Below are 15,166 nucleotides of genomic sequence, written 5' to 3'. Positions count from 1 at the left end.
TCTGCGCGCCTGCAGACGCGCTCGTCCGTCGTCACGCCATTTCACCCGATCGCGCGACAGAACGAAACCCCGCCGGAGGCGAGGTCAGGAGGCTGCGGACAGTTGCTCGGCCGGCAAGGCCTCGGCGAAGCTCTTGAGCTGGAGGCCCGGATCGGCTTCAGCCGGCTTCTGCGGGCGCAGGATGGCGCTGACCGGTTGCGGCTTGCCGAACAGGTAGCCCTGAACGGTGTTGCAGCCGACCTCTTCGAGGAACGTCATGTGCTCCTCGCTTTCCACGCCTTCCGCCACCACCGTCTTGTCCAGGCTCGCCCCGAGGATGACCGCCGCCTTGATGATGGCCGCGGAGTGCTGGTTGCTGCCCAGATTGCCGATGAACTCCCGGTCGATCTTGATCTTGTCGAAGGGGAAATTCTGCAATGTCGCGAGCGACGAATAGCCGGTTCCGAAATCGTCCATCGCGATGCGCACGCCGAGCTTCTTCAACTGGCGAACCATGTGCAGCGCATGGGGCACGTCGCCGATGATGCCGCTCTCGGTCATCTCCAGTTCGAGGCGATGCGGCTCAAGGCCGGTTTCCAGAAGGATCTCGCGCACCAGCCGGACGAATTCTTCGGAGGCAAGCTGCGCCGCCGCGACATTGACCGCGACCGTCAGCGGCTTCTCCCAGGACGCAGCCTCGCGACAGGCGTCGAGCAGCGCCCAGGCGCCGATATGGGTGATCTGGCCCGTCTCCTCGGCCACCGGAATGAACACGGCGGGCGACACCATGCCGAGCGTCGGATGATGCCAGCGGATGAGCGCCTCGTAGCCCAGCACCTCCCGCGTCGCGACGTCGTTCTGCGGCTGGTAATAGAGCTCGAACTCGCCACGCTCCACCGCGCCGGACAGGTCCATGGCGATCACGCTGCGCTCGCGGTTCGCCGCGGCCAGGCTCGGATCGTAGGCGACCGCATTGACCTCGCCATGCGACTTGGCGTGATACATGGCGATGTCGGCGTATTCGATCAGCCCGGCGGGCGATCGCGCGTCTTCCGGATAGAGCGCGTATCCCGCGCTTCCGGAGACCGACAGGGTCGTGTCCTTCCACTCGATGCCGCGCTGGGCGACCGCCAGCAATCTCGCGGCAAACGCTGCTGCATCGCGCCGCGAATAGACCGGATGCTTCACAGCGACGAACTCGTCGCCGCCGAAGCGCGACAGGAACTCGCCGTCCCGGAGCGCCTCGCTCGCGCGCGCCGCGAAGACCCGCAACACCTGGTCGCCGGCCGCGTGGCCGTGCACGTCGTTGATTTCCTTGAACCGGTTGAGGTCGATCGCGACGACCGCGATGCGTGCCGTGTCGCCCGAATAGGCGGTCATCAGCGTCTCGATATGCTCTTCCAGGCCGGCCCGGTTTTCGACGCCCGTCAACGGATCGTGCAGCGCCAGATGGCGATAGCGCTCGCCGGCGTGGCGGGCGTTCTGCAGGTCGATCATGTAGGTGATCATCGCCACCAGGCCGAGGATCAGCATAACCGCGATCACGCCGCCCGCGAGCAGGCTGGGCGAAAGAACTGTCGTCGACGGCATGACGAGCGCGTGCGGCACGATCGTCAGCGCGGTCATGCCGGTGAAGTGCAGCGCGACGATGCCGAGCACGAAAGCAAGCTTGCCGCTGTAGCGGAACATGTAGGTGGTCGGCCGGGTCGCCTGGTTCAAAGCGAGCGCGGAGAACAGGATGGCGAACGCAAAGGAGGCAATGACATAACCCCATTCCCACACGAAATCGCCCTGCACCTCCAGCGCGTGCAGCCCGACATAGTGCATGAGGGCGATGCCGGCGCCGATGACCGCGCCGCCGGCCTCCGCGCGCCACGACACCCGGCAATAGGCAGCGATGTAGAAGCCGATCGAAGTCGTCACGACGACAAGCGCCAGCGACGCGACGGTGAGCACGGCGTTATAGCCGATCAGCAGGGTCGTCTGGTAACCCAGCATCGCGACGAAATGCGTCGACCAGGCCGTCGCTCCGCCGATGATCCCGGCGAGCGTCAACCAGAGGATGCTTTGCGCAGCCTCTGCGCGCCTCCCCCGGGCCAACAGTCGAAATGTGAGGAAAACACCGCTGACACACACCAGCGCGGCCAGCAACGTGAACACAGGATTATGCTCGGTTGCCAGACAGGACAGAACTTTAAGCACGCATTGCTCCCTAGAGACGGGGCTAACCTAACGGTAATAGGTGTACACAAGATAAATCATATTATGAGAATCCCGTCCGAAAACGCGTTCGGACGACCTCCCGCATCGACAGTGTCGCGCGCCCGGTTATGATGCGCCCGACACACTAACGGAGGACATATCAGCATGGCCGAAGACCGCTCCCCCCGCCTCGCCGTCCTGATCGACGCCGACAACACCTCCGCGCGAATCGCCGACGGCCTGTTCGAGGAGATCGCGAAGATCGGCGAAGCCAGCGTTCGGCGCATCTATGGCGATTTCTCAAGTTCCCGCATGAAGGGCTGGAACGAGATCCTGCTCAGCCACGCCATCGTGCCGCAACAGCAATTCGCCTATACGACCGGCAAGAACGCCTCCGACATCACGCTGGTCATCGACGCGATGGACCTCCTCCATTCCGGCCGGTTCGACGGCTTCTGCCTGGTCTCCTCCGACAGCGATTTCACCCGTCTGGCGTCGCGGATCCGCGAACAGGGAATCGACGTTTACGGCTTCGGCGAGAAGAAGACGCCGGAAAGCTTCCGACAGGCATGCCGGCGCTTCATCTACACCGAAAACCTGCTTCCGGAGACCGGCCCCTCGCCGGACAAGGCGCCGAAGCACCAGCCCCCCTCCAAGGCGACGCCGTTGATCAACAAGGCGCTCGAACAGCTCGAGATCGAGGAAGATGCCTGGGTGTCGCTCGGCGTGCTCGGCAAGCAATTGTCCAACCTCGCCTCCGACTTCGATCCACGCACCTTCGGCTCCGGCAAGCTGTCCGACCTTGTCCGCAAGACTGGCGCCTTCGAGATCGATCACCCCGAAGGCGGGACGATCCGAATTCGCCGGAAAGGCGCGGCCGGCCGCAAGAAAGGTTGAGCCGATCGCGACGCGGCCATATTGCGCGCCGCGGCGGCGCGTCCTACATGAGGGCTGTGTCGGACAGGATCCGGCAAATTTCGTCTGAACGAATTGGAGGGAAGGTTTTTTATGATTGTGCTCGCAACCCGGCAGGCCGGGCGGAGAGACTAGTCGGTCCCTTCGGCTGATGCGGCGACGCCCGCATGGCCAAGGATGACCTGACACCTCCTTTACCGGCTGCATTCATGCAGGCGCGACCGTGCGGAACACACGTTCCGGGGCGGCGCGACTGGACTGTTTTGCGGCGTCTTCCCGTGCCCGGGAAGCGCCAACCGGTTTTGGACCAATGACAATCAACCCTTCCCAACTGGCCGATTACGGCTGGAACTCGCATTTCACATCGCAACTCGACGCCGACGATTTCGGCACCTTCACCGCCGCGCGCGTGACCGCCGTGCATCGCAGCGGCCTGCACATTGCGGGCGTCGGCATCGACGCCGCCATCCCGCCCTTTTCGTCCGACGACGAGGAAGGCGCGGCGACCGTCGGCGACTGGCTGCTGCTGGAACCCGAGACGCTGCGTGCCCGGCATCTTCTGGACAGGAAGAGCCTGTTCAAGCGTCGCGCCGCCGGCACCGGCCGCAAGCTGCAGCTGATCGCGGCCAATGTCGACACGCTCTTCATCGTCACCTCCTGCAACCAGGATTTCAACGTCGCCCGGCTGGAGCGGTATCTGGCGCTGGCACGTGAAGCCGGCGTCATGCCGGTCGTCGTCCTCACCAAGGCCGATCTCACCGACACGCCGGAAGACTTCGAGCGAGAGGCCGCCGGCCTCGCCCCCGGCCTCTTCGTCGAGATCGTGGACGCGCGCGATCCGGCCAGCGTCGCGCGCCTCGCCGCATGGTGCGGCAAGGGCGAGACCGTCGCGCTGGTCGGCTCCTCCGGCGTCGGAAAGTCCACGCTGATCAACACGCTGGCGGGCTCGGACGAGATCGCGACCGGCGGTATCCGCGAGGACGACGCCAAGGGCCGGCACACGACAACAGGGCGCATGCTGCACAGGCTCGCCTCGGGCGGCTGGCTCATCGACACGCCCGGCATGCGCGAAATCCAGCTTGTCGACGTGCACGCCGGCATCGACGAGGTGTTCTCCGACGTCGTCGAGATCGCCGGCGGCTGCCGTTTCCGTGATTGCCGCCACGAGGACGAGCCGGGCTGCGCCGTCAATGCCGCCATCGCCGACGGCACGCTCGATCCCGATCGTGTGCGCCGCTGGAAAAAACTGGCGGCCGAGGAAGCCTACAACTCCGCCAGCCTCGCCGAGCGTCGCGCGCGCGACAAGGCCTTCGGCAAGATGGTGAAGACCGTCATGAAGGAAAAGACAGCGAAAAAAGGCGGATAGCCGTCGCCGTCTCGCATCCGCGGGGCGGCTTGGCTATGCTCCGGCGACTCGATCCACGGAGCGAACCGAAGACAGTGAACGCGCCAGCATCCGGACCGGCCGAACCGCGGCGCGTTCTCGTCCTTGGGGCCTACGGCCTCATCGGCTCCGGCGTCGCGCGACATCTGCGCGCCGCCGGCCATCACGTCAGCGGGCTTGGCCGCAGCGATGCCACCGCCCGGCGCGTTCTACCGCACACACGCTGGATCATCCGCGACATGGCGACGTTGCTCGCTGCGGCCGATTGGCTGCCCGTCGTCGAGGGCCATGACACCGTGGTCAATTGCGCCGGAGCGCTGCAGGACGGCCCGCGCGACCAGTTGCAGGCGATCCATGCAGACGCGGTGGCAGCACTGGCCGAAGCCTGCCGGCAGAAAAGCGTGCGGCTCGTGCAGATTTCGGCCGCGGGAGTGTCCGACCAGGCGTCGACTTCCTTCTTCCGCACCAAGGCTGCGGGCGATGCCGCGATCCGCGCCGCGGGCGGCGATTTCACGATCCTGCGCCCCGGCCTTGTCCTCGCTCCCACCGCCTATGGTGGCACCACGCTGTTGCGCATGCTCGCCGCCTTCCCCGCTGTTCAGCCGATCGCGCTTCCCGACACGCTGCTGCGCACCGTATCGCTTTCCGATCTGGCACTTGCCGTGGAGAAAGCAGCCACGGGGGAACTTGGGACGGGCGAGACGATCGACCTCGTCGAGGAACGCCCGCACACGCTCTCCGCCATCGTCGCCGGCATGCGGAAGTGGCTGGGCTTCGCCCCCGCACGGCTGCAGATCACGATGCCGCCGGCAGTCACGAGATTGGTGAGCAGCGGCGCGGATGCTCTCGGCCTCCTCGGCTGGCGCTCGCCCCTGCGCAGCACCGCCATAGCCGTGATGCAGGACGGTGTCGACGGCGAGCCGGCGCGGTGGCGCGCGCTGACCGGTCGCGCCGTCTCCTCCTTCGAACAGACGCTGGCGTCCATGCCCGCGCGCTCCGAGGACCGGATCGCCGCGCGCATGGCGCTCGCCATGCCCTTTGCGGTCGCCGCCCTCTTTATCCTCTGGGCCGTGTCGGGCGTTGTCGGTTTCCTGCGTGTCGATGCCGCATCCGGCGTGTTGACGGCGGGCGGCTGGCCGGACGGGCTGGCGCGCGCGTCCGTGCTGTTCTGGTCGGCGGTCGATATCGCGCTCGCGATGCTGATCCTGATCCGCCGCTACGCGGCCCGCGCCTGCCTCGCCATGGCCGGCGTCAGCCTGGTCTACCTCGCAGCCGCGAGCCTTTTCACGCCGTGGCTCTGGGCCGATCCGCTGGGTTCGCTGGTCAAGATCGTGCCGATCATCGTCCTCGCCCTCGTCACATCCGCGATGCTGCAGGAGCGCTGATGGACATCGAACTCATCCTGCGCTGGCTTCATGTCATCGGCGCCTGCGTGCTGCTCGGCACCGGCGCGGGTATCGCCTTCTTCATGGTTGTCGCCGTGCGCACCGCAAAGCCGGCGCTGATCGCCCATGTCGCATCCACCGTCGTGATCGCCGACACGCTGTTCACCGCCACGGCCGTGATCGTCCAGCCGATCACCGGCTATCTCCTCGCCCGCACGATCGGCTGGCCGTTGACGGAAGGCTGGGTCGCGCTGTCGCTGATCCTCTATGGCGTCATCGGCCTGTTCTGGCTGCCCGTCGTCTGGATCCAGATCCGGCTGCGTGACCTGGCCCGCGCCGCGGACGCACGAGGCACCGCCCTGCCCGACCGCTTCCACCGCCTCTACCGCATCTGGTTCGCCTTCGGCTTTCCCGCCTTCGCCGCGGTTCTTGCCATCGTCTGGCTGATGCTGGCCCGACCTTCGATCAGCCTTTTCTAGACAAGTTCGACACCCGCAGACCCGGAGGGGTACGCAACACTATGCCGCCGCCAAAATCGCGATTGCAATTGCAGTTGCCGCAGCGAAACAAACAACTGAGATCAAATAGCACAATGCAGAGATGCTTTGCATCGCGGCAGTCGCCTCCGGCTTCAACAACCGCCGATCAACACCCTCGATTTGCTCAAGCGTGCGATCCACCAAGGTCTGCAAGTCAGGCGTAAAATGAGGCGAAGATTGAACCTCGACAATTCCATCCATCGCCATCTTGCGACGCTTTCTAGCTTCGATGTCAGAATTGATAGATAGCGCGATGAAATGGACGACAAACGCCGCCAAGACACCAGCAAAATAGACAATGCTAGGAACCATTGAAAAGCTGAAATCTTGCTTCGGTATGACGTTAGCCGCCGCTACGAGAGACAAAGACAAGCCCGTTCCGTTGCCCTTGAAGAGGAGCGCAGAATAGTCCTCAAATGGTATATAGATGCCCATCAATTCACCTATAGTCCGATTCAGAAATAGGACGACAACTATTCCCGTATCGTATGGACTTTACTAGACAAGCTCCACATCCACCACGCCAGGGATCGCCTTCACCGCACCGGCGAGCGGCGGGGACACCTGGTAGGTTTCCGGCAAGGCGATCTCCACCTCGCCGCCGCCTTCGCCCTTGATGACGATCAGCGAGACCGGGCTGTCGCCCTTCTTCTTCAGATGCGCGGCGATGCTCTTGATGGGCTTCTGGTCGCGCAGATAGATGCGCAGCGCGTGGTTTTGCCGGTGCGCCTCGTCGTCCAGCCGCTGCACCGTGTTGGCGCGCAGGCTGATGCCTTCCTCGCGGTTTTCCGCGCCAACGGTCAGCACGACCGAATTGCCCGGCTCCAGCAGGTCCTCGAAGGCCAGCAGCATCTCGGAGAACATCACGACCTCGAACTGCCCGGTCGCGTCCGACAGGACAAAGATGCCCATCTTGTTGCCCATGCGCGTGCGCCGGATCTGCTTGGAGGCGACGGTTCCGGCCAGGCGGCCGGCCGTCGCGCCGCGTTTCACGGCAAGCGCGAAATCGGCATATTGCTGCACCCGCATCTTCTCCAAGACGGTCGCGTATTCATCCAGTGGATGGGCGGAGAAGTAAAAGCCGAGCGCCTGGAATTCGCGCATCAGCTTGTCGGACGTCGTCCACGGATCGGCATGCGGCAGATGCAGGCGCTCGGGCTCGACGGCCGACAGCGCGCCGAAAATGTCGCCCTGCCCGCTTTCCTTCTGTTCCACGGCGCGCTGGGAAAGACCCATGATCCGGTCGAGGCCAGCGACGAGCGCCGCACGGTCATGGCCGAAACAGTCGAGCGCACCGGCGGCGATCAGACCTTCCAGCGTGCGGCGGTTGACGATGCGCGTGTCGATCCGGCCGGCGAAATCCTCGATGTCGCGGAACGGCGTGTCGCCGCGCTTCTCCACGATATGATCGACCGCGGCTTCGCCGACGCCCTTGATGGCGGCCAGCGCGTAGAAGATTGTGTTCTCGCCGACCTCGAAGATCCGGTAGGAGGTCTGCACCGACGGCGGCCTGACCTCGATTCCGAGACGCATCGCGTCGCGGCGGAAATCGTTCAGCTTGTCTGAATTGGCCATGTCGTAGGTCATCGACGCGGCCAGGAACTCCACCGGATAATGCGCCTTCAGATAGGCGGTCTGATAGGAGACGATCGCGTAGGCCGCCGCGTGCGACTTGTTGAAGCCGTAGTCGGCGAACTTCGCCAGAAGGTCGAAGATGAAGTCGGCCTGCTGTTTGGAGACACCGCGCTCGGTCGCGCCCTCGACGAAGATGCCGCGCTGCTTCTCCATCTCCGCGCGGATCTTCTTGCCCATGGCGCGGCGCAGAAGGTCGGCCTGTCCGAGCGTGTAGCCGGCCAGCTCCTGCGCGATCTGCATCACCTGCTCCTGGTAGACGATGACGCCCTGCGTCTCCTTCACCAGGTGGTCGATCTTCGGATGGATGGAGGCGATCTCCTCCTCACCATGCTTGCGGGCGTTGTAGGTCGGGATGTTCTCCATCGGACCCGGGCGATAGAGCGCCACAAGCGCGATGATGTCCTCGATGCGGTCCGGCTTCATGCCGATCAGCGCCTTGCGCATGCCCGCCGATTCCACCTGGAACACGCCGACGACCTCGCCCCGCGACATCATCTCGTAGGTCGGCGCGTCATCCAGCGGCAGATTGGAAAGATCGATCTCCACGCCCCGCCGCGCGATCAGGTTGACCGCCATCTTCAACACCGTCAGCGTCTTCAGGCCGAGGAAGTCGAACTTCACCAGCCCCGCCTGCTCGACCCATTTCATATTGAACTGGGTGACCGGCATGTCGGATCGCGGGTCTCGGTACATCGGCACCAGATGCGACAGCGGCCGGTCGCCGATGACGATGCCGGCGGCGTGCGTCGAGGCATGGCGGTAAAGGCCTTCGAGCTTCAGCGCCATGTCGAGCAACTGCCCGACGATCGGCTCCTTTACCTTCTCCTCCTCGAATTTCGGCTCGCCCTCGATCGCCTTGCCGAGCGGCGTCGGATTGGCCGGATTGTTCGGCACCAGCTTGCAGAGCCGGTCGACCTGGCCGTAGGGCATTTCAAGGACGCGCCCGACATCGCGCAACACCGCGCGCGCCTGGAGCGTTCCGAAGGTGATGATCTGGCCGACCTGGTCGCGCCCGTAGCGCACCTGCACGTAGCGGATCACCTCTTCGCGGCGATCCTGGCAGAAGTCGATGTCGAAGTCCGGCATCGAAACGCGGTCCGGGTTGAGGAAGCGCTCGAACAGAAGCGAAAAGCGCAGCGGATCGACATCCGTGATCGTCAGCGCCCAGGCGACCAGCGAGCCCGCGCCCGAACCACGCCCAGGCCCGACCGGAATGTCATGCGCCTTCGCCCATTTGATGAAGTCCGAGACGATCAGGAAGTAGCCCGGAAACTGCATCTTTTCGATGATACCGAGCTCATATTCCAGGCGTTTGTCGTAGTCGCCGCGCTCGTAGCCCTCGCTCATGCCCTGTTCGGCCAGCCGCTTGTCGAGACCTTCTTGCGCCTGGCGACGCAACTCGGCTGCCTCGGCGGCCACCGCCTCGTCATGCCCGACGCCCTTCGCATCGGCGGCGAAGCGCGGCAGGATCGGCTTGCGCGTCTCGGGGAAGTAGGAGCAACGCCGCGCGATCTCCACCGTGTTCTTCGTGGCCTCCGGAAGGTCAGCGAAGAGTTCCACCATCTCGGCTTCCGGCTTCAGCCAGTGATCCGGCGTCAGATGGCGCCGATCGTCGATCGACAGGAGTGTTCCTTCGGCGATGGCGATCAGCGCGTCATGCGCCTCGAAATCGTCCGGCTTGAGGAAGAAGGCCTCGTTCGTCGCGACCAGCGGGATGTCGTGGGCATAGGCGAGTTCAACGCCTGCATGTTCCACCGCACGGTCATAACCCTTGTGGCGCTGCAATTCGTAATAGAGCCGGTCGCCATAGATGGCCTTCAGCGCCAGCAGGCGCTGTTCGGCAAGCGGCTGGTGGCCATCGGAAATCATGCGACCGACCGGACCCAGCGGCCCGCCAGTCAGGCAGATGACGCCATCGGAGAACTCCGCCAGCCAATCGAGGCGCAGCTGCGAACGCGCATTCTCGTCGGTGTCGAGATAGGATTTGGAGACGAGCTCGACCAGATTGGCATAGCCCGTCTCGGTTGCCGCGATCAGCACGACCGGCTCCGGCTGCCGGATCGACACCGTCTTGGCGTTTCCGGACCGCGGCGTCGCCAGTTCGCCGGCGAAGGCCAGATCGAGCTGGCATCCCACGATCGGCTGGATGCCGTCGCCCGAGGCCTTCTGCGCGAATTCCAGCGCGCCGAAGAGGTTGCCGGTGTCGGCGATCCCGATGGCCGGCATGCGGTTGGCATCCGCAAAACCGATGATCTTCTTCAGGGGCAGCGCCCCTTCGAGCAGGGAATAGGCCGAGTGGACTCTCAGATGCACGAAGCGCGGCGAGACCAGCACCGATTCTCCCTGCGGCTTGCCTGCGTCCACTTCGCCCATGTCCATCCTGCCTTCCGGCTACGCGCCGTGTCGGGTGATTGCGACCCGCATTTCGAGTCGCCTCTCAGGCACTATGGAAAGGCGCGAAGGCCGGGTCCAGCCTCGCCGAGGAACAACGAGCGACGCGGCTGTGGAAAGCCGTCCTCAGAGCGCGTTGATGCAGACGGAAAAAGTGGCGATGAAAGCGGCGACGGAAACGAAAGAGGCGATGTCGCGAATGAAGGTCGTCATGGCTCGTACTCCTTGTTTTGCTTCTGTCTCATTTATGTTTGCATTTTGTTCTCATTTCAAGTGAAAATATTCCTGCCCGAGCGAGCAGGAAAACTGCGGTTAATGATTGGTGAATCAGCCTTCAGCCGATATGCGGCGCGATCAGCCCGTCATGCAAAGTGACCACCCGGTCCATGCGTTTCGCAAGGTCGTGGTTATGCGTCGCCACAAGGGCCGACAGGCCGGACTGACGCGCCAGCGCGGCAAGCGCGTCGAAGACGTAGCCTGACGTTTCGGGATCGAGATTGCCGGTCGGTTCGTCGGCAAGCAGGACGAGCGGCGCATTGGCGACGGCGCGCGCGATGGCGACCCGCTGCTGCTCGCCGCCGGAGAGTTCGGCCGGGCGATGTTCGGCCCGCGGACCGATGCGCAGATAGTCCAGCAACTGCCCTGCCCGCTCCGCCGCCTCGCTGCGGGGCAAGCCCTTGATCATCTGCGGGATCATCACGTTTTCCAGCGCCGAGAATTCCGGCAGCAGGTGATGGAACTGATAGACGAAGCCGACATCGTTGCGGCGGCGCGCGGTGCGGTTGGCGTCGCTCAGTGTGCCGCAGGCGGCACCGTCGATATAGACCTCGCCCGAATCCGGTCGTTCCAGCAGGCCGGCGAGATGCAGAAGTGTGGACTTGCCCGCACCCGACGGCGCGACGAGCGCGACCATTTCGCCGGTCCGCAGTTCGAAATCCGCGCCTTTCAAGATCTCGAGGACATGATCGCCTTCCGAATAGGCGCGATGCACGCCTTCGAGGCGCAGAACGGTCTTGCCGGATGCCATCACTCGTACCTCAGCGCCTCGACCGGGTCGAGCTTGGCGGCCCGCCACGCCGGGAGGATCGCGGCCAGAAGGGAAAGGCTGAGCGACAGCACGACCACGGCGAAGGTCTCGTAGGGATTGATGCGCGCCGGGATCTCGCTCAGGAACCGGATCGTCGGATCCCAGACGTCGGCGCCCGCCATCCAGTTCATCAGCCGCTGGATCGAGCGGATGTTCAGGCAGATCAGCAGACCGAGCAGGAAGCCTGCGGCCGTGCCGACGAAGCCGACCCCAATGCCCGCCATGATGAAGATGCGCATGACAGAAGCCTGCGTCGCCCCCATGGTGCGCAGGATCGCCACGCCCCTCGCCTTCTCCTTGACCATCATGATCAGGCTGGAGATGATGTTGAGCGACGCCACCAGCACGACGATCGACAGGATCAGGAACATGGCGTTGCGCTCGATGATCAGCGCGGAGAAGAACGCCTGGTTGCGTTGCCGCCAGTCGCTCACGAAGATCGGCCGTTCGGCGGCTTTCTCGATCGCCACCTGGAAGGCATCGACCGCGTCGGGATCGTCGACGAAGACCTCGATGACCTGCGCTTCCCCCTCCTGGTTGAAATAGAGCTGCGCTTCCTCCAGCGGCATGAAGATGATCGAGCGGTCATATTCCGACATGCCCATCTCGAAGATCGCCCGCACGGGATAGGATTTCACCCTTGGCGTCGTGCCGAACGGCGTGACGTCGCCTTCCGGAGAGATGACCTTGATGCGGTCGCCGATCACGAGCCCCAAGTCGAGCGCCATGCGCGACCCGATGGCGACGCCGTCGCCGGTCAGATAGGCCTCGACCGAGCCTTCCTTGATGTTGCCGGAAATCGACTTGAGTTCGACGAAATCCTCGCCGCGGACACCGCGCACGAGCACGCCCGCGCCGGCGCCGACATTGCCCGTCGCCAGCGCCTGCCCTTCGACGATCGGCATGACCATCTCGACGCCGGGAAGCTTGGCCACGCGCCCCGCCACCGCCTCGTAATCATCTAGCGAGCGCTCGATCGGCGAGATGACGAGATGGCCGTTCAGGCCGAGAATGCGGTCGAGCAGTTCGGCGCGAAAACCGTTCATCACCGCCATGACGATGATCAGCGCGGCGACGCCGAGCGTCACCCCGACCAGCGAGATGATCGTCACGATGGAAACCGAGGCTTCCTTGCGGCGCGGCTTCAGATAGCGCCACGCCACCAGCCGCTCGAAGGCGGAGAACGGCCTGGCGGAGCCGTCGCGCCGGTCGTTCGCTGGTGGCGTCTCGGTTTCGGTCGCAGCCACCACGCGTCAGGCTTTCCCGGCGATCATGTTGACGGCGGCCTCGGGCGTCATTTCCGTGCGTTCTCCGGATTTGCGATTCTTCACCTCGACCACACCGGACCCGACGCCGCGCGGGCCGACCACCACCTGCCAGGGCAGACCTATCAGGTCCATGGCGGCGAACTTGGCGCCGGCGCGTTCGTCAGTGTCGTCGAGCAGCGGATCGACGCCGGCCTTGACCAGCGCGTCATACAGGCGGTCGGCGACGCCGTCGCAGCCGGCATCGCCCGGCTTCATGTTGACGATGGCCGCACCGAAGGGCGCGACACTCTCCGGCCAGATGATGCCGTTGTCGTCATGCGACGCTTCTATGATCGCGGCGATCAGGCGGGTCGGCCCGATGCCGTAGGAGCCCATCGAGACGCTGTGCAGCTTTCCGTCCGGACCGGTGACGGTCGCGCCCATCGGCTCGGAATACTTCGTGCCGAAATGGAAGATGTGGCCCACCTCGATGCCGCGCGCCGACAGGCGTTCGGTGTCGGGCGTCTTCTCCCATTCCGCCTCGTCGTGCATTTCGTCGGTCGCGGCGTAGGGCGTCGTCCAATCCTTGACGATCGCGGCAAGCGCGGCGTCGTCCGCGAAATCGACATCCGCGCCGGGCACGGGCATGTCGAGATAGTCCTTGTGGCAGAACACCTCGGATTCGCCGGTGTCGGCGAGCACGATGAACTCGTGGCTCAGGTCGCCGCCGATCGGGCCGGTGTCGGCGCGCATCGGGATCGACTTCAGTCCGCAGCGCTCGAAGGTGCGCAGATAGGCAACGAACATGCGGTTATAGGCCGCCCGCGCGCCTTCGTAATCCAGGTCGAACGAATAGGCGTCCTTCATCAGGAATTCGCGCCCGCGCATGACGCCGAAGCGCGGCCGCACCTCGTCGCGGAACTTCCACTGGATGTGGTAGAGATTGAGCGGCAGGTCCTTGTAGGACTTCACGTAGGAGCGGAAGATGTCGGTGACCATCTCCTCGTTGGTCGGACCGTAGAGCATGTCGCGCTCGTGCCGGTCGACGATACGCAGCATCTCCTTGCCGTAGTCGTCATAGCGACCGCTTTCCCGCCACAGATCGGCCGGCTGCACGGTCGGCATGAGGATCTCGATCGCACCCGAGCGGTTCTGCTCCTCGCGAATGATGCCGCAGACCTTGTCGAGAACCTTCTTGCCCAGTGGCAGCATGGAATAGATGCCCGCAGCCTGCTGGCGGATCATGCCGGCGCGCAGCATCAGCCGATGCGAAACGATCTCGGCTTCCTTGGGATTTTCTTTGAGAAGGGGCAGAAAATAACGCGACAAACGCATGACGGTTTCCAGCAAACGGGCTACGGCTACGATGAGAATCAGGCGTAATTCCGGCCTGACGGCAGTGTTCATAAAGGGGATCGCGCGCAAAGGAAACGGCTCGGCGCGCCGCCACCGCCCCAATTACCGGCGCTGGCGGCCCCTCTGCGCGGATAACTTGCATTTTTTCGATGACAAGCGGCCCAAGCGTTGCTAGTTAAGACGCCGGTCCTGACCGGGTTCGCCCGCAGGGGCCGTGAACGCGGCCAAAGTCTTGGGAGGATCAGATTTTCCGCGCTCGGATGACGAGCTGCGACGTCGGGTAACCGATGGATGAAAATCAGGCCGGTTCTGAGTGGCAGGGTGCAAGCCCTGCCACTTAATTTTTTTCAGCTCAGCTCACTGATATTTCGGCACGATCCGCGGCAGGTCGTCGATGCCGTAGCCCATGACCACGGTGGCCAAGTAGAACACGCCGAAGATGATGCCCGCCACCACGGTGGTCAGTGCCATCTTCTTGCCGAGCGCCGGCTTGACCGGCGCGCCGTGTTCCGTGCCCAGCGTGACGTCGTTCTCCTCGACCTGGCTGCGCACGCCGACGGGCAGGATCATGAACAGAACCACCCACCAGATGATGAAATAGATCGCGACTGCGGAAATCCAGTTCACGAGAAGCGCCTATGCCTGTTCAAGTTCGATGAGCGTGCCGTCGAAATCCTTCGGGTGAAGGAAGAGCACCGGCTTGCCATGCGCGCCGGTTCGCGGCTCCCCGTCGCCGAGAACGCGCACGCCCTCGCCTTTCAGCGTGTCGCGCGCGGCGATGATGTCGCCCACCTCGTAGCACATGTGATGGATGCCCCCGGACGGGTTCTTGGCAAGGAACGCGGCGATCGGCGAATTCTCGCCCAGCGGTTCGAGCAGTTCCGTCTTGGTGTTGTCCAGTTCCACGAAGACGACCGTGACGCCGTGTTCGGGCAAGGCCTGCGGCTCCGACACGTCGGCGCCGAGCACGTTGCGGTATTTGCGCGCCGCCGCCTCGATGTCCGGAACGGCGATGGCGACATGGTTCAAACGTCCAAGCATGACGG

12 protein-coding genes are annotated in these 15,166 nt (G+C 64.2%); 4 read left to right on the top strand and 8 right to left on the bottom strand.

What is annotated here, in order from left to right; all coding sequences use genetic code 11:
* Nucleotides 1–84 precede the first annotated feature (84 nt).
* The gene (locus tag MRY80_RS12305; RefSeq protein ID WP_293291315.1) at nt 85–2,034 is read right to left on the bottom strand and encodes an EAL domain-containing protein; all 1,950 of its coding nucleotides are present in this window, start codon (nt 2,032–2,034) and stop codon (nt 85–87) included.
* Nucleotides 2,035–2,346: 312 nt separating this feature from the next.
* Here MRY80_RS12305 and MRY80_RS12300 point away from each other — a divergent pair, with 312 nt between their 5' ends.
* The 4 genes from MRY80_RS12300 to MRY80_RS12285 all read left to right on the top strand — a co-directional run bounded on the left by MRY80_RS12300 (nt 2,347) and on the right by MRY80_RS12285 (nt 6,344).
* Complete coding sequence (locus MRY80_RS12300) at nt 2,347–3,078, top strand: NYN domain-containing protein (RefSeq protein ID WP_293291314.1); 732 nt, start codon at nt 2,347–2,349, stop codon at nt 3,076–3,078.
* Nucleotides 3,079–3,406: 328 nt separating this feature from the next.
* Nucleotides 3,407–4,462: a ribosome small subunit-dependent GTPase A gene (gene rsgA / locus MRY80_RS12295; protein WP_293291313.1), complete on the top strand. Its 1,056-nt coding sequence runs from the start codon at nt 3,407–3,409 to the stop codon at nt 4,460–4,462.
* A 74-nt stretch (nt 4,463–4,536) separates the two neighbouring features.
* Complete coding sequence (locus MRY80_RS12290; protein ID WP_293291312.1) at nt 4,537–5,865, top strand: SDR family oxidoreductase; 1,329 nt, start codon at nt 4,537–4,539, stop codon at nt 5,863–5,865.
* Nucleotides 5,865–6,344 (top strand): DUF2269 domain-containing protein, encoded by a 480-nt coding sequence (locus tag MRY80_RS12285; RefSeq protein WP_293291311.1) that lies wholly within the window; start codon nt 5,865–5,867, stop codon nt 6,342–6,344. Before MRY80_RS12290 ends, MRY80_RS12285 begins: the two co-directional genes overlap by 1 nt.
* 39 nt (nt 6,345–6,383) lie before the next feature.
* Here the strand turns inward: MRY80_RS12285 and MRY80_RS12280 are convergent, their stop codons facing one another.
* The 7 genes from MRY80_RS12280 to mce form a co-directional block, all read right to left on the bottom strand.
* Complete coding sequence (locus MRY80_RS12280; protein WP_293291310.1) at nt 6,384–6,839, bottom strand: hypothetical protein; 456 nt, start codon at nt 6,837–6,839, stop codon at nt 6,384–6,386.
* 63 nt (nt 6,840–6,902) lie between these two features.
* Complete coding sequence (dnaE, locus tag MRY80_RS12275; RefSeq protein ID WP_293291413.1) at nt 6,903–10,412, bottom strand: DNA polymerase III subunit alpha; 3,510 nt, start codon at nt 10,410–10,412, stop codon at nt 6,903–6,905.
* A 352-nt stretch (nt 10,413–10,764) separates the two neighbouring features.
* Complete coding sequence (locus MRY80_RS12270) at nt 10,765–11,457, bottom strand: ABC transporter ATP-binding protein (RefSeq protein WP_293291309.1); 693 nt, start codon at nt 11,455–11,457, stop codon at nt 10,765–10,767.
* Entirely contained in the window at nt 11,457–12,767 is a 1,311-nt protein-coding gene (locus tag MRY80_RS12265) for a lipoprotein-releasing ABC transporter permease subunit (RefSeq protein WP_293291308.1), read from the bottom strand. The genes MRY80_RS12270 and MRY80_RS12265 overlap by 1 nt, the downstream gene beginning before the upstream one ends.
* Before the next feature lie 3 nt (nt 12,768–12,770).
* Nucleotides 12,771–14,099 (bottom strand): proline--tRNA ligase, encoded by a 1,329-nt coding sequence (gene proS, locus MRY80_RS12260; RefSeq protein WP_293291307.1) that lies wholly within the window; start codon nt 14,097–14,099, stop codon nt 12,771–12,773.
* A 378-nt stretch (nt 14,100–14,477) separates the two neighbouring features.
* Entirely contained in the window at nt 14,478–14,747 is a 270-nt protein-coding gene (locus tag MRY80_RS12255; RefSeq protein WP_293291306.1) for a DUF1467 family protein, read from the bottom strand.
* Between the two features lie 9 nt (nt 14,748–14,756).
* Nucleotides 14,757–15,161, bottom strand: a complete 405-nt coding sequence (mce, locus tag MRY80_RS12250) for a methylmalonyl-CoA epimerase (RefSeq protein WP_293291305.1) — start codon at nt 15,159–15,161, stop codon at nt 14,757–14,759.
* Between the last annotated feature and the right edge of the window lie 5 nt (nt 15,162–15,166).

This window comes from Oricola sp. (genome assembly GCF_022763245.1).
GTDB lineage: Bacteria > Pseudomonadota > Alphaproteobacteria > Rhizobiales > Rhizobiaceae > Oricola.
The sequence above is the reverse complement of the archived record's forward strand: the minus strand, read 5'-3'. Positions and strand labels throughout refer to the sequence as shown.